This is a genomic window from Streptomyces sp. TN58, assembly GCF_001941845.1.
Classification (GTDB): Bacteria; Actinomycetota; Actinomycetes; order Streptomycetales; family Streptomycetaceae; genus Streptomyces.
Genome location: NZ_CP018870.1, coordinates 2,016,509 through 2,034,455 on the forward strand (window position 1 = coordinate 2,016,509; position 17,947 = coordinate 2,034,455).

Here is a 17,947-nt window from a genome sequence, read left to right on the forward strand (position 1 = left end):
CCGTCCGCGGCGTGCCGGTGCGGGCGCCGGCGCCCGTGCCGGCACGGCGGCCGCGGTGCGGGGCCGCGGGCCCGGGCGTTCCGGGGCTCCGCCCCGGCCCCCGCGCCTCGAACGCCGGCGAGGCTGGTTCAGACGGGATCCGCGTCACGACGTCACCTTCCAGGGGTCTGGCTGGGCTGCGAACTGCCGGTGGGAGCGGGCTGGGCGGGAACCGGCGCCGGGGGCGCGGCCGGGGTCTGGCCCGGTCCGGCCTGCGCGGGCGGCGCCGCGGTCGGGGTCGGTGACGGCGGTGGCGGCGCCTCGGCCACCGAGACGCTGCCGGAGACCTTGCCGTCCGGGTCGATGAAGACGGGGCTGCCGCCCGGGACCAGGCCCAGTTCCCGGGCGCGGCGCTGGAGGGCGTCGGGCGCCGAGTGGGCGTCCACGTCGCGCTGGAGGGCCTGCTCCTCGTCGGTGAGGGTGGTGGTCTCCTTCTTCAGCCGGGTCAGCTGGAAGGAGCCCTCGTTGAGCGCGGAGTTCAGCAGCAGCAGGCTGATCAGCCCGCCGGCGAGCAGGGCCACGACCAGCAGGACGAACGGCATCCGCGCCGCCTGCCCGTCGGGGCGCGGCCCGGCCGGGCGGGCGCCGAGGGCCCTGCCGATGCGGGCCGCCTGCCCGCGGGTCAGCGTGGCGACCTTCCCGGCCTTGGTCACAGTCGCGCCTCCCGGATGCGTTCGACCCCCCGGAGTCTGGCCGGGGCGGCCCGCCGGTTCTCGGCGATCTCCTCCTCGGTCGGCAGTTCCGCGCCTCGTGTGAGCAGTTTGAGCTTCGGCTGGTACTTCTCCGGCACCACCGGCAGCCCGGGCGGGGCGGTGGAGGCGGCGCCCGCCGAGAAGACCTGCTTGACCAGGCGGTCCTCCAGCGAGTGGTACGAGAGCACCGCGATCCGGCCGCCGACCGCGATCCGGTCCACGGCGGCGGGGATGGCCCGCTCCAGTCCGGACAGTTCGCCGTTGACCTCGATCCGCAGCGCCTGGAAGGTGCGCTTGGCCGGGTTGCCGCCGGTCCGCTTCGCGGCCTGGGGCAGGGCGTCGCGGATAAGCTCGACCAGCCGGGCGCTGTTGCCGAAGGGGGCCTTCTCGCGTTCCCGGACGATCGCGGACACGATCCGCTTGGCCTGCTTCTCCTCGCCGTACTGGCGCAGGATGCGCACGAGCTCGCCCGGTGCGTAGGTGTTGAGGACCTCGGCGGCGCTGATGCCCGTCGTCTGGTCCATGCGCATGTCCAGCGGGGCGTCCTGGGCGTACGCGAACCCGCGGTCGGCCTCGTCCAACTGCATGGAGGAGACGCCCAGGTCGAAGAGGATGCCCTGGACGGCCGGGAGACCCAGCCCGTCGAGCACCTCGGCGAGGTCCGCGTAGATCGCGTGGACGAGGGTGGCCCGGTCGCCGAAGGGGGCGAGCCGTTCGCCGGAGAGCCGCAGGGCCTCCTTGTCGCGGTCGAGGCCGATCAGGCGGGCCTCGGGGAAGCGGGTCAGCAGGGCCTCGCTGTGGCCGCCGAGGCCGAGGGTGCAGTCGACGACGACGGCCCCGGGCCTCTCCAGCGCCGGGGCCAACAGGTCCAGGCACCGCTGGAGCATCACCGGGACATGTCGGGACTCGCTAGTCAAAGCGCCCTCTCAGATAACGGCGCGGCACGCGTACGCACCGCCCGCTCCCCCGGCCGGTGAGCGGAAGAGGGCCGGGCCGTACGTACGCGCCGCGCACGCGGAGTCTTCATCGGTGGCCGGCGGCCGGTCAGGGCCGGGCTCCGGCCGGTTCGCGTCACTTTAGTGCAACGGTCGCCGCGGTCAACGAACCGGCCCGCGCGCCGTACGCGCCTCTCGGACCGAAGCCGCGAATGCCCCCCGACCACCCGGACGGCCGACCTCCGCCCACCCCTGTGGATTAGCTCACAACAAGCCCCGTTGACGTTCTTTGTCCAATCTCACGCAAGGCCTTCGGCGCGCGTGACCACTAACGTCGTACCCATGACGACTTCCGCATCACTGCCTGCAGAGTCCGCGCCCGAGGCATCCGTCGGCGGATCCGTCACCGACCGGCTGGTCGAGGCGAATCAGCGCTACGCCGCCGAGTTCACCGACCCCGGCATGGACGCCCGTCCCGTCCTCCACGTGGCCGTCGTGGCCTGCATGGACGCCCGCCTGGACCTGCACAAGGCCCTCGGTCTGGAGCTCGGCGACTGCCACACCATCCGCAACGCGGGCGGTGTGGTCACCGACGACACCATCCGCTCCCTGACCATCAGCCAGCGGGCACTCGGCACCCGCACCGTGATACTGATCCATCACACCGGCTGTGGTCTGGAGAACCTGACCGAGGACTTCCGGCACGAGCTGGAGGACGAGGTCGGCCAGCGCCCCTCCTGGGCCGTCGAGGCGTTCCGGGACGTCGACCAGGACGTCCGCCAGTCCATGCAGCGGGTCCGCACCAACCCGTTCCTGCCGCACAAGGACGATGTGCGAGGCTTCGTCTTCGACGTGCACACCGGGCTGCTCCGGGAGATCGATCCCGGCTCCTGAGTGACACAAGGCCCTGACGCCGTCAAGAATGCGGGGATACACCGCCCGGGAGCCCCGGGTCCGGTGTCCGTGTTTTCGGGGTGGGCCGGTCATGCGCCAAGGGCGTCGGCCCTGGGAGATGGGCCGAGGAGAACCAGGTGACGACGTATGACGACCGAGCGAGCCTCGCGGATCTGACCAGCACGGCGGAGCGGGTCCGCCGGTCGGTCGAGAGCGTGATCGAGGGCAAGCCCGAGGTCGTCCGCCTCGCGCTGACCGTGCTCCTCGCCGAGGGGCACCTCCTCATCGAGGACGTGCCCGGTGTCGGCAAGACGATGCTCGCGAAGACGCTGGCCAAGTCCATCGACTGCTCGGTGCAGCGCATCCAGTTCACGCCGGACCTGCTGCCCTCCGACATCACGGGCGTCAGCATCTACGACCAGCAGCGCCGCGAGTTCGAGTTCAAGCCGGGCGCGATCTTCGCGCAGATCGTCATCGGCGACGAGATCAACCGGGCCTCCCCGAAGACCCAGTCGGCGCTGCTGGAGTCGATGGAGGAACGCCAGGTCACCATCGACGGCACCACCTACGCGCTGCCGAGCCCCTTCATGGTCGTCGCCACCCAGAACCCGGTGGAGATGGAGGGCACCTACCCGCTGCCCGAGGCGCAGCGCGACCGCTTCATGGCCCGCGTCTCCGTCGGCTACCCCAGCCCCGAGGCAGAGCTCCAGATGCTCGACGTGCACGGCGGGGTCAGTCCGCTCGACGACTTCCAGTCCGTCGCGCACGCCCACGACATCGTCAAGCTCATAGAGGCCGTGCGCGAGGTCTACGTCGCCGAGCCCGTCCGGCGCTACGTCGTCGACCTGGTCTCCGCCACCCGCAGCCACCCCGACCTGCGGCTCGGCGCCTCCCCCCGGGCCACCCTGCACCTGCTGCGCGCCGTGAAGGCCTCCGCCGCGCTCGCCGGCCGGGACTACGTGCTGCCCGACGACGTCCAGTCGCTGGCCGCGCCGGTCCTCGCGCACCGGCTGCTGCCCACGGCACAGGCCCAGCTGAACCGGCGCACCTCCGAGCAGGTCGTCGGCGAGATCCTGCAGCGCACTCCCGTCCCGGCCGCGCACCTCCGCGGCGAGATGCCGCCCGGCGCCGCCGCCCGGAGCTTCTGATGGGCGCCGGTGCCCCGCGCGGCGCCGGCGGCCCGGGAGAGGGCGGCGGACTGCGCGCCTCGCTGTCCGGGCTGACCACCCGCGGCCGCTCGTTCGTGGCCGCCGGGATCGCCGCGGCCGCGTGCGCCTACGTCCTCGGCCAGGGCGCACTGCTGCGCGTCGGCATGCTGCTCGCCCTCCTGCCGCTGATCTGCGTCTACGCCCTGCACCGCACCCGCTACCGGGTCTCCGGCAGCCGCCGGCTGACCCCGGGGCGGGTGCCCGCGGGCGCCGAGGCGCGGGTGCAGCTGCGCATGGACAACGTCTCGCGGCTGCCCACCGGACTGCTGATGCTCCAGGACCGGGTGCCCTACGTACTGGGCCCGCGCCCGCGGTTCGTCCTGGACCGGGTCGAGCCCGGCGGCCGCCGGGAGGTGTCCTACCGGGTCCGCTCCGACCTGCGCGGCCGCTACCCGCTGGGCCCGCTCCAGCTGCGGCTGACCGACCCCTTCGGGCTGGTCGAGCTGACCCGCTCCTTCAGCACCTACGACACCCTCACGGTGATACCGCGCACCGAACCCCTCCCGCCGGTCCGGCTGACCGGTGAGGCCAACGGTTACGGCGACGGCAGCCGCCGGTCCCTGGCCCTGGCCGGCGACGACGACGTGATCCCGCGCGGCTACCGGCGCGGCGACGACCTGCGCCGCGTCCACTGGCGCTCCACCGCCCGCTACGGCGAGCTGATGGTGCGCCGCGAGGAGCAGCCCCAGCGCAGCAGGGCCACCGTCCTGCTCGACACCCGCCGCCTCGCCTTCGACGGCGCGGGCCCGGACTCGGCCTTCGAATGGGCCGTCTCCGCGGCCGCCTCCAGCCTGGTGCACGTCCTGGAGCAGGGCTTCTCCACACGGCTGCTCACCGACACCGGGGACGCGGTGCCCGGCGAGGGCGGCGGCGGGTTCTCCGCCGGCGGGCAGGAGTCCGCGGAGGCCGCCGGGCTGATGATGGACACCCTCGCCGTGGTCGTGCACTCCGACGGTGCCGGGCTCTCCCGCGCCTACGACGCGGTGCGCGGCAGCGGCTTCGGCGAAGGCGGCGACGGGCTCCTCGTCGCCTTCTTCGGCGACCTGGACGACGCGCAGACCGAGATGGCGGCCAGGATGCGCCAGCGCACCTCGGGCGCGCTGGCCTTCGTACTGGACACCCGGGCCTGGGGCGGACAGCCCGCGCCCGGGCACGATGTCGTCCCGCTGGAGGAGCGGCTGCGCAGACTGCGCGACGCGGGCTGGACGGCGCTGGCCGCCAGGCCCGGGGAGGCCTTCGGTGAGCTCTGGCGGCAGGCCGGGGCCGGGCGCTTCGGTACGGGAACGAGCGGAGGCCGGGAATGAGCGGACGGGCGAGACTGACGGTGTTCGCGGCGCTCGCGACGCTGCTCACCGCGTGGTCGCTGAGCCCGCTGGTGGAGTCGCAGGCCTGGCTGTTGCAGGGCGCGCTGCTGCTGGCCGTGCAGAGCGCGGTGGGCGCGGGGGCCCGGCGGGTGCCGCTGGCGCGGTCGCTGACGGTGGCCGCGCAGCTGCTGGTGTCGCTGCTGCTGCTCGCGCTGCTCTTCGCCGGCAAGGTCGAGTCCACCGGCAGCGGGCCGCTGGCGTACTTCGTGACGGACTTCGGCTCGCTGTTCGCGCAGGGTGTCCACGACGTCGGCGAGTTCGCGATACCGGCACCGCTGACGGACGGCATCCAGCTGCTGCTGGTGTCCGGGGTGCTGCTGATCGGCCTGCTCGTGGACCTGCTGGCGGTGACGGCGCGCACGGCCGCCGCGGCCGGGCTGCCGCTGCTCGCGCTGTACTCGGTCGCGGCGGGCCTGTCGGGCGGCGGGGACGCCTCCTGGGTCTCCTTCCTGATGGCGGGCTGCGGTTACCTGATGCTGCTGCTCTGCGAGGGCCGTGACCGGCTCGCGCAGTGGGGGCGGGTCTTCGGCGCGGCACCGCGCGGACGCGGTGCGGCCGATTCCGGCATCAGCTCCGGCGGCGGCCGGGCCACGGCCCCGGTGCGGTTCGGCCGGCGGATCGGCGCCATGGCGCTGGGCCTGGCCCTGGTGGTGCCGGCGGCGCTGCCCGCCCTGGACGACGGGCTGCTCGGCGGTACCGCGGACGGCGAGGGCAGCGGCGGGTCCGGCGGCACGATCTCGGCGGTCAACCCGCTGGTCTCCCTGCAGAGCAACCTGAACGCACAGGACAACCGGGTGATCCTGCGGTACCGCACGGACAACCCGCAGCAGAGCGAGCAGTACCTGCGCATCCTGGCGCTGGACGAGTTCAACGGCGTCAAGTGGGAGGCGTCGGGGCGGGCGCTGACCGACGTGCCGCAGCAGATGCCCGTGCCTCCGGGCCTCGGTGACCAGGTCCGCCTCGGCGCGACCGAGGTGACCACGAACATCACGGCGTCGGACGGCTACAGCCAGCGCTACCTGCCCATGCCGTATCCGGCGACGGCGGTGGACATCCGCGGCAAGTGGCGCTTCGAGCCGGTCGGGCGGACCCTGGTCGGCGACCAGCTGGGCAGGGACAAGTACCAGACGGTCCAGGGCGCGGAGTACAAGGTGCGCAGCCTGCTGCTGAACCCGACCGCGCAGCAGCTGCAGAAGGCCCCGGCGCCGGACCCGGCGGTCCGGGAGGAGTACACGAAGGTCCCGGACAACCTGCCGGCGGTGGTCGCCGAGACGGCCCGCCAGGTGACGCAGGGGGCGAAGGACGACTACACGCGTGCGGTGAAGCTGCAGGACTTCTTCGCCGTGAGCGGCGGGTTCCGCTACGACACGCAGACCGCCTCGGGGACGGGTCCGCAGGCCGTGGCCCGGTTCCTCGCCGACAAGGAGGGATTCTGCATCCACTTCGCGTTCTCGATGGCGGCCATGTCCCGCACGCTGGGCATCCCGGCGCGTGTCGCGGTGGGCTTCACGCCCGGCGAGAAGCAGTCGGACGGCGTCGTGAACGTGTCGATGCGGGACGCCCACGCCTGGCCCGAGCTGTACTTCCAGGGTGTGGGCTGGACCCGGTTCGAGCCGACGCCCCGGTCCGGCCTCAACGTCCCGGACTACTCCCGCGCGCAGGCTCCGGCGGCCCAGCCGTCGGCGCCGGCGCCGCTTCCCTCGCAGGGCGCGGTGCAGCCGGCTCCGGCGCCGTCGGCGTCCGTGGAGTGCCCGCCGGCGCTGAAGCGGCTCGGCGAGTGCGGGCCGACGGCGCCGCAGCAGAGCGCGGCCGGCGACGGCGGGCCGTCCGTGACGACGGTTCTGGGATGGGCGGCGCTGGTGCTCGCGGTGCTGGGCCTGCCGCTGCTCCCGCTGCTGTGGCGCACCCGGCTGCGGGCGCGGCGGCTGGGCACCGGGGAGGTTCTGGCGGCCTGGCAGGAGCTGGGCGACGCCGCCTGGGACGTGGGCGTGGTTCCCGACGAGGCGCTGTCCCCGCGCCGGGCGGCGAGCCGTATCGCCGATCTGGGCCGCCTGGAGCCGGACGCCGCCGCGGCGGTGCACCGGGTGGCGGGCGCGGTGGAGCGGGCCCTGTACGCGCCGCCGGGTGCGGAGGTCTCGTACGCGGGCCTGGCCGACGACGTACGGGAGGCCCAGGCGGGCCTGCTGGCTGCGGCGGACCGCCTGCCGCGGCTGCGGGCCCTGCTGCTGCCGCGTTCGGCGGCCCGGGTCGCGTGGGCGGTCTCGTCCCGCTGGTCGGCCCTGGCCTCGACGGTCTCGTCCCGCCTCACAGCCCTCCGCCTCCGCCTCCCCCTCCGAGACCGCGGCTGATTCCAGCCCCGCCGCCCCCACCCAGCCCCGCCGCCCCATCCAGCCCCGCCGACGTTTGAGGCGCGGGGCCCGGGTCGGAGCCCCGCTCTTTTCAGCCCCGCCGGCGTTTGAGGCGCGGGGGTGCGGAGGCAGCGCCCCCGCCACGGCGCCGCACCGGCAGCGAAGACCCGCCGATCCCGCGGACGCGAGAACGCGGCGAGGCCCGATCCCCCCGGGCCCCGCCGCGTCCGCGCTTTTCCGACCGGGTCCCCCGTACGTCGTCCGTACTTCGTCCCGGTTCCGGAAGGAGGTACCCGGTCCGCTCCGCAGCCCCGTGTCGGCGGTGCGGACCGGGCCTCCTGTCCGTTGCTCCCAGTCTGGCGTCCGCGCAGGTGGGAGCCCATCCGCGTGGGTACTCATTTCCGCGCCTAGGTACGGGTACTCAGCGGCCGCGGCGGGCCCCACCAGTTGTACGGCCCGGCGCGGCCGCGCGGCACCGCCGACTGGGGGGGTGCCGCGTGTTTCAGCGGTTGCCGCTGACTCGGCCCCGCAGCAGCAGCGACAGCGCCGAGTGCACGTCGTCGAGGGACCGCTCCCGCTGGAAGGACTGCCAGTCCAGGGCGGCCACGAGCACCATGCCGACCATCGCGGCCGCGGTGAGCGGCACGTCGATCTCGGAGCTGAGTTCCCCCCGCTCGACTCCCTCGCGCAGCACCTTCTCCACGACGGTGACGGCCTCCTGGCGGACCACCATCAGGGTGGACTGCCAGGTGCGGTTGGTGCGCCACAGTTCGGCGACGTACAGCTGGGTGAAGGCGGGGTAGCGGTCGATGAAGACGAGGCCCGCCCGGATCATCGCGTCGAGCGCCTCGACGCGGGTGCCGCCGCGCGCCTCGGTCTCCTCGGCCGCCGTCCGCAGCGACGCCGTCAGCAGCCCGACGCCGTGCCGCAGGAGCTCCTCGAACAGCTCGTTCTTGCTCGCGAAGTTGTAGTAGACGGTGCCCTTCGCCACGCCCGCCCGCTCGGCGATCTCGTCGACGGTGGTCGCGGAGAAGCCCTTCTCGGCGATCAGGGTGACGGCCGCTTCGTAGAGCTTCTGCCGGGTGGCCTGGCGCCGGCCCCCGCCGGTACCGGTAGTGGTACTGCTGCTGTCCATGGCGCTGATTGTCACAGGTCGGCACATCCCTACAGGCTCAGTTCCGGGTGGAGTCGGTCCATGGTCCACACCTGCTTGCCGCGGGCGGCGAGCGCGGTCAGGGCGAGGGCTCCGACCGTGAAGGCCAGCAGGACCGCGCTGCCCTGCCAGACCGGGGTGAGGTCGCCGCCGGTGATGAGGCGGCGCAGGCTCTCCACGACGTAGGACATCGGCAGGTAGGGGTGGACGGCGTTGAAGAAGTCCGGGCTGGTCTGGACGGGGTAGGTGCCGCCGGCCGAGGTCAGCTGGAGCATCAGGACGGCGAGGACGAGGATCCGCCCGGCCGCTCCGAACTTGGCGTTGAGCCACTGGATGATCGCCGCGAAGCAGCCGGTGACCAGCAGCAGGAAGCCGATGGTGAGGGCCGGGTTGGCCATCTTGAGGCCGAGGTCCGGGGCCCAGTGCAGGACGGACATCAGCAGGGTGACCTGGGCGGCGCCGATCCCCATGACGGGCAGCCAGCCGGCGAGGGCGATCCGCCAGGGGGAGGCGCCGGAGGACAGGGCCCGCTTGTTCATCGGGGTGATCAGCATGTAGGCGACCATGGCGCCGACCCAGAGGGACAGCGGAATGAAGTAGGGCGCGAAGCCGGTGCCGTAGTTGGGCGCCTTGTGCAGGGACTGGTTGGCGAGCTTGATCGGGTCGGCCATGACCTCGGTGCGGGCGTCCCGCTGCTGCTGGTCGTAGTCGGGGATCTTGCCCGCGCCCTCGTGGAGGCCGCCGGCGAGTTCGCCGGTGCCGTCGACGAGCTTGTACATGCCGCCGTCGAGGCGGTGGGCGCCGTCGCCGAGCTTGCCGACGCCTTCGCTGAGGGCGCCGGAGCCGGTGGTGGCGGTGCCGAGGCCGGTGTGCAGTTCGGCCATGCCGGTGGCGACCTTGTGGGCGCCGGTGTTGAGGGCGTTGACCTTGGCGACGGCCGCGTCGAGGTCGGCGGCGAGGTGGGGCGCCTTGTCGGCGAGGTCGCGGGCCTTCTTCTCCAGGTCGGTCAGCTGGGTGCGGAGCTTGGAGACGTCACCGTTGGCGTTCTTGACCAGGGCGCTGACGTCACCGCTGAGTTCGGCGGCTTCCGCCGTGTCGTCCCTGACCTTCTTCAGGTCGGGGCACGAGGCGAGGTGCGGCGCGCCGCCGGGGGTGACGCAGTGCTTGGTGTAGTAGGCGTCGGCTCCGGTGGAGGCCCGCTTGGCGGCGGCCGCGGCGGCCGGGGCCTTCTCGGCGAACTTGTCGAGGTGGTTGTTGACCACCTTGGCGCTGTCGGCGACCAGCTCGGCGGCGGCCGCGAGGCTCTTGGGGTCCTTGACGAAGGGCCGGGCCTTGTCGGCCGCGCCGTTGACCTTGTCGGCGACGAGCTGGGTGCCGTTCGCGACGTCCCGCGTGCCGGTCTCCAGCTTGGCGGCGCCCGAGTTGAGCTTCTTCAGGCCGGCGGCGAGCTCGCCGCTCTTCTTCCCGGCGGTGTCGAGGCCGTCGGCGAGCTCCTTGGCGCCCTCCTGGGCCTTGCCGGCGCCGTCCTTGAGCTTGTCGGCGCCGTCGGCGGCCTCGGCGGTCTTGTCGTGCAGGTCGGAGAAGCTGACGAAAATCTTGTCGAGGAAGCCGCGGGAGGCGTTGGCGGACGCCGCCGAGCGGACCTCGGAGAAGACGCTGCGGGAGATGGAGCCGACGACGTAGTTGTTGGCGTCGTTGGTGCGGACCTGGAGCGCCCCGGTGGTGGGGTCCTCGCCGGAGCTGGAGGCGATCTTCTCGCTGAAGTCGGCGGGCATGGTCAGGGTCAGGTAGTACGTGCCGTCTTCCAGGCCCTCGGCCGCCTTCTCGGCGCTCACCTCCCGCCAGTCGAAGGTCTTGCTGTCGCGGAGCTTCCTGGTGATCTCGCCCCCCGCGTCCAGGTGCTTGCCGTCGACGGTCGCGCCCCGGTCGGAGTTGACGAGGGCGACGGGCACCTTGTCGAGGCGGCTGTAGGGGTCCCAGAAGGACCAGAGGTAGAGGGCTCCGTAGAGCAGTGGCAGCAGGAGCAGTGCGACGAGGGCGGCCCGGGGCAGCTTCCCCCGCCCGAACCGCTTCAGCTCAAGCGCGGCCAGCTTCGGCGAGCGCATCGTCCGCCCCCTTCGTGTCGTCGGTGTCGTTCTCGGTGTCGCTGTCGTTCTCGATGTCGTTCTCGATGTCGTTCGCGGCGTCGGTGCCGGTGCCCTCTTCGGCGCCGGCGGCCTCGCCGGCCTCCGCGGCCTCCGCATCCTTCTCGGCGTCCTTCTCCGGCGCGCCGCCGTCCGCCCGGGGGCCGGTCCGCACGACCACGGCGTCGGCGGGAGCCTCGCTGCACACCGCGAGGACCGTGGTCCCGCGGGCGGCGATCGAGCGCAGCAGGGCCCACACCTCGGTGCGCTCGGTGTCGGAGAGCTTGATGTCGAGGTCGTCGAGGGCGAGCAGCTGCGGGGTGCCGAGCAGGGCGATGGCCACCGACAGCCGTACGGCTTCCAGGCGTTCCAGGTCCCGGACGCTGGTGCGCTCCGCCTTGGGCAGCGTGGCGAGGTCCAGTCCGGCGGCGTCGAGGGCGGCCTCGATCCGGGCGGAGGCGGCGGCGCGGCGCTCGGCGCGGGGCCGCAGCAGGGAGCGGATCGGGGCGCCGTAGTGGCGCTGGAGCAGGGCGCCCTCGCGCAGCTGCTCCGCGACGGTGAGGGACTGGTCGAGGTCGTTGACCCCGGGGACCGGGCCGAGGGCGGCGATCCGGCGGACCGCGGCCATCTTCTTCGGCAGCCGGTGACGGCCGATCTCGGCGTGGCCCTCGGTGGGTTTCATCCGCCCGGTGAGGGCAAGGAGCAGGCAGGTCCGGCCGCTGCCGGAGGGGCCTTCGACCGCGACGAGCGAGCCGGGGGCCGCGTCGAGGCCGATTCCCCTGAAGGCCCAGCCGCGCGGTCCCTTGAGTCCGAAGTCCTCGGCCTTGACGGCCGCGCCGTGCGGGCTGTCCACGCCAACCCCCTCCTTTTGAACTGACCGGTCAGTTCAAAAACTATCATCCTCATGCGCACCAGGCGTGCAGCAGGGGGCAGTTGCTCTGCATTTGACGGAAAAGGTGCAGGTCAGGGCGATTGTCAGTGGGGCCCGTCACGATGGGGGCAACGCACGACGCATCGACAGGAGGTTCGTCATGGCCACACCGTCCCCGTCCCCTGTCCACCCCGTCCTACGGAAGTCGGCGGCCCCTCCGGCCGCCCTCGACCTCCTCGCCAAGGCACGCGGCGGCCTGGCCGAGGCCGCCCGGCTGACCCGGCCCAACGAGCGCTACGCGACGGCCCACCTCTCCGCGCTGCGCACCGCCGCGGCCGTGCTCGCCGCGCGCGGACGCCCCGAGCCGGTCTCCCCGCGGCGTCGGCCGCGGATCCGCAGCGCCTGGGAGGTGCTGCCGGAGCTGGCGCCGGAGCTCGCCGAGTGGAGCGCGCTCTTCGCCTCCGGCGCCGCCCGCCGGGCCCGGGCGGAGGCGGGGATACCGGACGCGGCGAGCGCCCGGGACGCGGACGACCTGGTGCGGGCCGCCTCGATGTTCCTGCGCCTGGTGGAGCGGATGCTCGCCGTACGGGTCCCCGCCCAGACCCTGCCCCAGCCGCGGCCGGAGCGTCCGGACGCGGGATGAGCTGCCCGGCTGCGGAAGGCAATAGGGTGGGGCACTGACCGCTCACCCTTACCGCGCCGAGGAGCCATCAGCCGTGTCGGACACTTCCCGCCCCCGTGCCTCCCTCCGCACCGCCGTGGTGTGGGAGGTCCTCAAGGAGGCGCTCGACCGCCGGGTGAAGGCGACCGGACGGGACGTGCTGGACGTGCTCGACACCGGCGGCGGCACCGGCAAGTTCGCCGTGCCGGTGGCCCACCTGGGCCACCGGGTCACCGTGGTGGATCCCAGCCCGAACGCGCTGTTCGGGCTGGAGCGCCGGGTGGCCGAGGCCGGTGTCGCCGACCTGGTGCGCGGTGTCCAGGGCGACGCCCAGGGCCTGTTGGACGTGGTGGAGCGGGGCGCCTACGACGTGGTGCTCTGCCACGGCGTCCTGGAGTACGTGGACGACCCGGCCGACGGCGTGGCCAACGCGGTGGCCGCGCTGCGCCCCGGCGGCACGCTCAGCCTGCTGGCCGCCGGCCTCGGCGGGGCCGTGCTGGCCCGTGCGCTGGCCGGGCACTTCACGGAGGCACGTACCGCTCTCGCCGACCCGGCGGGCCGCTGGGGCTCCGGCGATCCGGTACCGCGCCGCTTCACCGCCGAGCAGCTGTCCGAGCTGGTCGGCGGGGCCGGCCTGGCGGTCGGCGCGGTGCACGGGGTACGGATCTTCGCCGACCTCGTGCCGGGCGTCCTGGTGGACACCGAGCCGGGTGCGGTGGAGGCGCTGCTGCGCCTGGAGGAGGCGGCGGCGGAGCTGCCCGCCTTCCACGCGGTGGCCACGCAACTGCACGTCCTGGGCGAGAAGCAGGTCTGAACTGCAGCTCTTGCGCGCACGGAGTCTGCCGCCGACCCTCCGCTTCGCCGGTCGGCCCCGTATGATCGGGAGCAGCGACCGGCATGGCGATCGGGCCATTGGGGAATAACGGCCTCAGTGACCGCTCCCACGGCGGTACGGTTTCGCGCAGTGGCTTCACCGGCTGTTTCTTTCTGTGCTTTGTCAATTTGCAACGTACGTAGAGGGCGGGTGTCACGGGGGCGATTCCCCGCCTATCCTGAAGGGGACCCCTGGTCGCCACCCCCGCGACCGACGGATGAGGAGGACTCCCGTGCCGCTCTCGGAGCACGAGCAGCGAATGCTCGAGCAGATGGAGCGAGCGCTGTACGCCGAAGACCCCAAGTTCGCGACAGCGCTTGAGGGAAGCGGACTGCGTACGTACACCCGGCGACGGGTCTACCAGGCAGTCGCAGGCATTGTGGTGGGTATCGCGCTCCTCATGACCGGTGTGATCATTCCGAACGTGCTCTGGATCAGCGTGGTGGGCTTCCTCGTCATGCTGGGCTGCACGGTCCTGGTGGTCACCGGTTGGCGCAAGGCACCCAAGCCCGGCGAGCAGCCCGTCTCCGGAAGTACCGGCGGTTCGGCCCGCGGCCACAACCGGCAGCGTCGGTCGATGATGAACCGCATCGAGGACCGGTGGCAGCGCCGCCGTGACGAGCAGGGGCAGTAGCCCCCGGACTGCATGAGTGAGGGGACGGCCGCCGCCGCGCGGTGGCCGTCCCCTCACTGTTGTGCGCCACCCTGCGGCCCGCGGCGGCCCCCGTACGGCATGATGATCCGATGAGTGTGCTCCCCCTGGTCTTCACCAGCGGCTGGGCCAGTGGGATCAACGCATACGCCGTGGTCCTCCTGCTCGGCATCTTCGGCCGTACCGGCCTGACCGACGAGGTCCCCGCCTCGCTCCAGCGCACGGACGTGCTGATCGTCGCCGCCGTGCTGTTCCTCTGCGAGGCGGTCGCCGACAAGATCCCGTACGTCGACTCGATATGGGACACCGTCCACACGGTGATCCGTCCCGTGACGGGTGCGGTGATCGGTGCCCTGCTGGCCGGCCAGAGCGGCTCGCTCTCCGACATCACCGCCGGGGCGGTCGGCGGCACCACGGCGCTGGCCAGCCATTTCGTGAAGGCCGGCACCCGGATGGCGATCAACACCTCGCCCGAGCCGTTCAGCAACGTGGCGATGAGCATCGCCGAGGACCTGGGCGTGGCGGGCCTCGTCACCTTCGCGATCTTCTACCCGGTCGCCGCCGCCGCCATCGCGGGCTCCCTGCTGGTCGTCGGACTGGCCATACTCTTCTTCCTCTGGAGCCGGATCCGCCGCTTCCTGCGCCGGCGCGCCCAGCGCCGCGAGGAGAAGCGGCTGGCCACCGAGGCCCGTGAGGTGGCCGGCGCCCCACCCCGCTGACCGGGGGCGTCCGGTCGGGGCCATAGGCTCGCCCGCATGGCACGAATTGCGGTGATCGGCGCCGGCATGGGCGCGATGGCGACGGCGGCCCGGCTGGCAGTGGCGGGACACCGGGTGACGGTGTACGAGCGGGGCGCGACCTACGGCGGGGCCGTCGGCCGGTACGAGCGGGACGGTTTCGCCTTCGACACCGGACCCGGGCTGCTGCACCTGCCGGCCGTCTACCGCGACCTCTTCGTGAAGACCGGCAGGCGGCCGCTGGAGGACTGCGTCGAGATGACGCAGGCCGACCCGGCCGTCCGGCACGTCCTGCCCGCCCACGGCATCGACGCCACCCTGCCCGGCGCCTCGCACGGCGGGGTGGCCGCCGCCCTGGACGCCGCGTTCGGCCAGGGCTCCGGCGAGCGGTGGAACGGCGTGCTGGGCCGCGCCCGGGACGCCTGGGACCCCACCCGGCGCCCGCTGCTGGAGGAGCCCCTGCGCGAGGGGGCCCGGCAGGCGCTGGGCGGCGATCCGTACCCGGCCCTGCGGCGCAGCGGCCTGTTCCGCCGCCGTACGCCGACCCTCGCCGAGATGGCCGGGCGGGAGCTGGGCGGCCCCCTGGCGGAGGTGCTGACCGGGGTGGTCCGCGGCTACGGGGTCGACCCTGCCACGGCGCCCGCCTCGGCGGCCGTGCTGCCGTACATGGAGCAGACCTTCGGCAGCTGGTACGTGCGCGGCGGGATGCGGGCGCTGGCCACCGCCGTCCACGAGCGCTGCCTGGAGCGGAAGGTCGCCTTCGTCTTCGGGACGGAGGTGCGCGAGGTCCTGGTCCGGGACGGCCGGGCGGCCGGCCTGCTGCTGGCCGACGGCACCGAGGCGGCCGCCGACCACGTCGTCTGCGGCATCGACCCGCGGCGGCTGCCGGCCGCTTCGCTGCCGTGGCCCGCCGAGGCCGTGCCGGCCCGCGGCGACGGCGTGCCCGGCCGGATCACGCTGCTGCTCGCCCTGCGCGGGGCCCGCCCGGCGGGGACCGTCCACCGCACCCTCGTGCACTCCGCCGGGGCGCAGGTCACCGTCATGCGGCCGGACGATCCCGGCACGCGGCCCGACCCGGAGCACGAGGCGGTCACCGTGAGCGCCGTGCACGGTCCGGGGACCTCGGAGCCCGGGGAGCTGCTGAACCTCGCGGAGAAGGCCGTACAGGGCCTGCGGGAGCGGCTGTTGTGGCAGGAGGTGCGCACTCCGGCCGATGTGGAGGCGGCCACCGGTGCGGTGGGCGGCGCGGTGCCCCCGCCCGCCCTCGCGGGTGCGGGGGGCCGGCTGCTGTACCCGGCCAACTCCACGGCCGTGCCGGGGCTGTATCTGGCGGGCGGCTGGGCCCATCCCGGCGGCGGGCTCGCGCACGCCGGGATGACCGGGGCCCTGGTGGCCGGGCTGATCGTGGAGGGCGCGGACTTCCGCGGCTCCCGGTGACCCTGCGGCCGGCCCCGCTGCGGGGCCGGCGGCGGTTTCGGCGCCGGCAGGCTCAGTAGCGGTACTGCCCGTACTCCCCCTGCTGGGGGTACGGGTACTGCTGCGGCGGCTGCCCGCCCTGCCCGTCGGCCGGGTAGTGCTGGCCGGCCCCGTCGGTGGATCTCTGCTGTGGGACCCAGACGCCGCCGGGCGGGGTGTCGGTGGAGTACTGCTGCTGCCCGTAGTCGGCGTACGGGGTGTAGTCGTACGGCTGGGTCGGTACGACGCCTCCGCCGGTGCCGATGTACGGGTCGGAGTAGGCGGCGTAGACCTGCTGTTCGCCCGCCTGGTAGCCGCCGGAGTAGTCGTAGCCGCCCTGGCCGTGCTGGTCGTAGTACGCCGCGTACTGGTGGGCGTCCTGCTCGGCGGTGGTGAACGGGGAGGCGAAGGCCGCCGTCTGGCCGACCTCGGGGGCGGGCGTCGAGAAGCTCTGTATCCCGTAGGAGCCCGTGTCCTCGGGAACCGGCTCCGGGCTGTAGACCTCTTCGGCCTCGGCCCGCCGCGGACGCTCGTCCGGGGTCCCGTCCCCGTCGCCGTACTCCAGGGCGGTGACCTGGAGTGCCGGTTCCGGCGCCGCGGTACCTCCCCTGCGGCGCCTGGCCTGCCGTACGGGCTCCCCGCCGCGGCGCAGCGCCCAGCCGGCGACGAAGCCCTTGCGGAAGGAGAGCGTCACCAGGGTCTGGCCCACGGCGAACGCGGCGGCACCGGCGCCGATGACCGGCACCGAGGGCAGTATCACCCCGGCGACCACGCCGGCGAAGCCGGCGAAGGCGAGCAGGCGCCAGCGGAGCCGGGCCTTGTACTGCATCAGTACCTCGGCAAGCAGCCACAACGCGACGATTCCGAACGCGATGTAGAGGACCGTCATACCCATGCAAGGCCCCTCTCGGTACGGCCGTCACACGGGTACGGCCGGTCAGGCCCGCTGGTGCAGGCCCAGGTTCTCGTAGATTTCGAGAGTCGCCGTGGAATTGTTCAGCGTGATGAAGTGCAGTCCTGGTACACCTTCGGACAGCAGCCGCGCGCAGAACTCCGTGGCGAACTCGATGCCAATGGAGCGTACAGCGGCCGGGTCGTGCTTGACCGCGAGCATGCGCTCTTTCACGTCCGAGGGGAAGACCGCGGTGCTGAGCTGGGGCAGCCGGTCGAGCTGCTTGATGCCCACAACAGGCATGACCTCGGGGATGATCGGGGTCTCGCAGCCCGCCTTCTCGACGCTGTCACGCAGCCGCAGATAATTCTCGGGATCGAAGAACATCTGGGTGATCGCATAGTCCGCGCCCGCACGGCACTTGTCCACGAAGTGCCGGATGTCCGTATCCCAGTCGGTGGATCGCGGGTGCATCTCGGGGAACGCCGCGACGCCGACGCAGAAGTCCCCGGACTCCTTGAGCAGCCGCACCAGGTCGGCGGCGTAGTGCACGCCCTCGGGGTGGGCCACCCAGTCGGCCATCGGGTCGCCCGGCGGGTCGCCGCGCAGGGCGAGCATGTTGCGGATCCCGGCGTCGGCGAACTGGCCGATGACGTGGCGCAGCTCGGCGATGGAGTGGTCCACGGCGGTCAGGTGCGCGACCGGGGTCAGCGTGGTGTCCGCGGCGATCTCCTGGGTGGCCTTGACGGTGCCGCCCCGGGTGGAGCCGCCGGCTCCGTAGGTCACGGACACGAAGCTCGGGGATACCGCCTCGACCCTGCGCAGGGCGTTCCAGAGGTTGCGTTCGCCCTTCTCGGTCTTCGGGGCCCAGAACTCGAAGGAGTACGAGCGCCCGGACGCGAGGAGGTCGCGGACCGTGTGTGCACGGTCCGACCAGGTGGAAGCGGTACCAGAGGCCATGTGGGCAGGTTAGACGCGGCCCGGCGCTCCCCGAAGCGGCGTCCGCCTTTTGGACACGTTTTTGGACACTCGGGGTCTCACGTCTGGCC

The 17,947-nt window shown here is 73.2% G+C and carries 16 protein-coding genes; 9 read left to right on the forward strand and 7 right to left on the reverse strand.

What is annotated here, in order from left to right; translation table 11 throughout:
• Nucleotides 1-152 precede the first annotated feature (152 nt).
• Both BSL84_RS09145 and rsmH read right to left on the reverse strand, forming a co-directional pair.
• Nucleotides 153-692, reverse strand: coding sequence for a hypothetical protein (locus BSL84_RS09145; RefSeq protein ID WP_234308531.1), 540 nt, complete (start codon nt 690-692; stop codon nt 153-155).
• On the reverse strand, nt 689-1,618 hold the full coding sequence (rsmH, locus tag BSL84_RS09150) for a 16S rRNA (cytosine(1402)-N(4))-methyltransferase RsmH (RefSeq protein ID WP_030031210.1): 930 nt from the start codon (nt 1,616-1,618) through the stop codon (nt 689-691). The genes BSL84_RS09145 and rsmH overlap by 4 nt, the downstream gene beginning before the upstream one ends.
• Nucleotides 1,619-1,945: 327 nt before the next feature.
• Between rsmH and BSL84_RS09155 the strand changes: the two genes are divergently transcribed.
• The 4 genes from BSL84_RS09155 (at nt 1,946) to BSL84_RS09170 (ending at nt 7,480) form a co-directional block, all read left to right on the forward strand.
• Nucleotides 1,946-2,560 carry a beta-class carbonic anhydrase gene (locus tag BSL84_RS09155; RefSeq protein ID WP_075970144.1) on the forward strand — a complete coding sequence of 205 codons (615 nt, stop codon included), beginning with the start codon at nt 1,946-1,948 and terminating at the stop codon, nt 2,558-2,560.
• 137 nt (nt 2,561-2,697) lie between these two features.
• A complete protein-coding gene (locus tag BSL84_RS09160) occupies nt 2,698-3,708 on the forward strand; it encodes an AAA family ATPase (protein WP_030031212.1) in 1,011 nt (336 codons plus the stop codon).
• On the forward strand, nt 3,708-5,072 hold the full coding sequence (locus BSL84_RS09165; RefSeq protein WP_045323423.1) for a DUF58 domain-containing protein: 1,365 nt from the start codon (nt 3,708-3,710) through the stop codon (nt 5,070-5,072). Before BSL84_RS09160 ends, BSL84_RS09165 begins: the two co-directional genes overlap by 1 nt.
• Nucleotides 5,069-7,480, forward strand: coding sequence for a transglutaminaseTgpA domain-containing protein (locus tag BSL84_RS09170; protein WP_075970145.1), 2,412 nt, complete (start codon nt 5,069-5,071; stop codon nt 7,478-7,480). Before BSL84_RS09165 ends, BSL84_RS09170 begins: the two co-directional genes overlap by 4 nt.
• Before the next feature lie 502 nt (nt 7,481-7,982).
• On the opposite strand, the gene BSL84_RS09175 is transcribed toward BSL84_RS09170, so the two are convergent.
• Genes BSL84_RS09175 through BSL84_RS09185 form a run of 3 tightly spaced genes read right to left on the reverse strand, consistent with a single transcriptional unit; the run spans nt 7,983 to nt 11,609 of the window.
• Nucleotides 7,983-8,615: a TetR/AcrR family transcriptional regulator gene (locus tag BSL84_RS09175; protein ID WP_075970146.1), complete on the reverse strand. Its 633-nt coding sequence runs from the start codon at nt 8,613-8,615 to the stop codon at nt 7,983-7,985.
• Nucleotides 8,616-8,644: 29 nt separating this feature from the next.
• A complete protein-coding gene (locus BSL84_RS09180; protein WP_030036848.1) occupies nt 8,645-10,738 on the reverse strand; it encodes a YhgE/Pip family protein in 2,094 nt (697 codons plus the stop codon).
• Nucleotides 10,710-11,609, reverse strand: coding sequence for an ATP-binding cassette domain-containing protein (locus BSL84_RS09185; RefSeq protein WP_075970147.1), 900 nt, complete (start codon nt 11,607-11,609; stop codon nt 10,710-10,712). The genes BSL84_RS09180 and BSL84_RS09185 overlap by 29 nt, the downstream gene beginning before the upstream one ends.
• A 178-nt stretch (nt 11,610-11,787) precedes the next feature.
• Here BSL84_RS09185 and BSL84_RS09190 point away from each other — a divergent pair, with 178 nt between their 5' ends.
• From BSL84_RS09190 to BSL84_RS09210, 5 genes are all read left to right on the forward strand, one after another.
• Nucleotides 11,788-12,270 carry an SAV_6107 family HEPN domain-containing protein gene (locus BSL84_RS09190; RefSeq protein WP_045323418.1) on the forward strand — a complete coding sequence of 161 codons (483 nt, stop codon included), beginning with the start codon at nt 11,788-11,790 and terminating at the stop codon, nt 12,268-12,270.
• Nucleotides 12,271-12,343: 73 nt separating this feature from the next.
• A complete protein-coding gene (locus BSL84_RS09195; RefSeq protein ID WP_045323417.1) occupies nt 12,344-13,102 on the forward strand; it encodes a class I SAM-dependent methyltransferase in 759 nt (252 codons plus the stop codon).
• Between the two features lie 292 nt (nt 13,103-13,394).
• On the forward strand, nt 13,395-13,796 hold the full coding sequence (locus BSL84_RS09200) for a DUF3040 domain-containing protein (RefSeq protein WP_030663992.1): 402 nt from the start codon (nt 13,395-13,397) through the stop codon (nt 13,794-13,796).
• Nucleotides 13,797-13,906: 110 nt separating this feature from the next.
• Nucleotides 13,907-14,533: a DUF4126 domain-containing protein gene (locus tag BSL84_RS09205; RefSeq protein WP_030031786.1), complete on the forward strand. Its 627-nt coding sequence runs from the start codon at nt 13,907-13,909 to the stop codon at nt 14,531-14,533.
• A gap of 36 nt (nt 14,534-14,569) precedes the next feature.
• Entirely contained in the window at nt 14,570-15,988 is a 1,419-nt protein-coding gene (locus BSL84_RS09210) for a phytoene desaturase family protein (RefSeq protein WP_075970148.1), read from the forward strand.
• A gap of 52 nt (nt 15,989-16,040) precedes the next feature.
• Here the strand turns inward: BSL84_RS09210 and BSL84_RS09215 are convergent, their stop codons facing one another.
• Both BSL84_RS09215 and metF read right to left on the reverse strand, forming a co-directional pair.
• The gene (locus BSL84_RS09215) at nt 16,041-16,901 is read right to left on the reverse strand and encodes a hypothetical protein (RefSeq protein ID WP_075970149.1); all 861 of its coding nucleotides are present in this window, start codon (nt 16,899-16,901) and stop codon (nt 16,041-16,043) included.
• A gap of 42 nt (nt 16,902-16,943) precedes the next feature.
• The gene (gene metF / locus BSL84_RS09220) at nt 16,944-17,858 is read right to left on the reverse strand and encodes a methylenetetrahydrofolate reductase [NAD(P)H] (protein WP_030029693.1); all 915 of its coding nucleotides are present in this window, start codon (nt 17,856-17,858) and stop codon (nt 16,944-16,946) included.
• Nucleotides 17,859-17,947 lie beyond the last annotated feature (89 nt).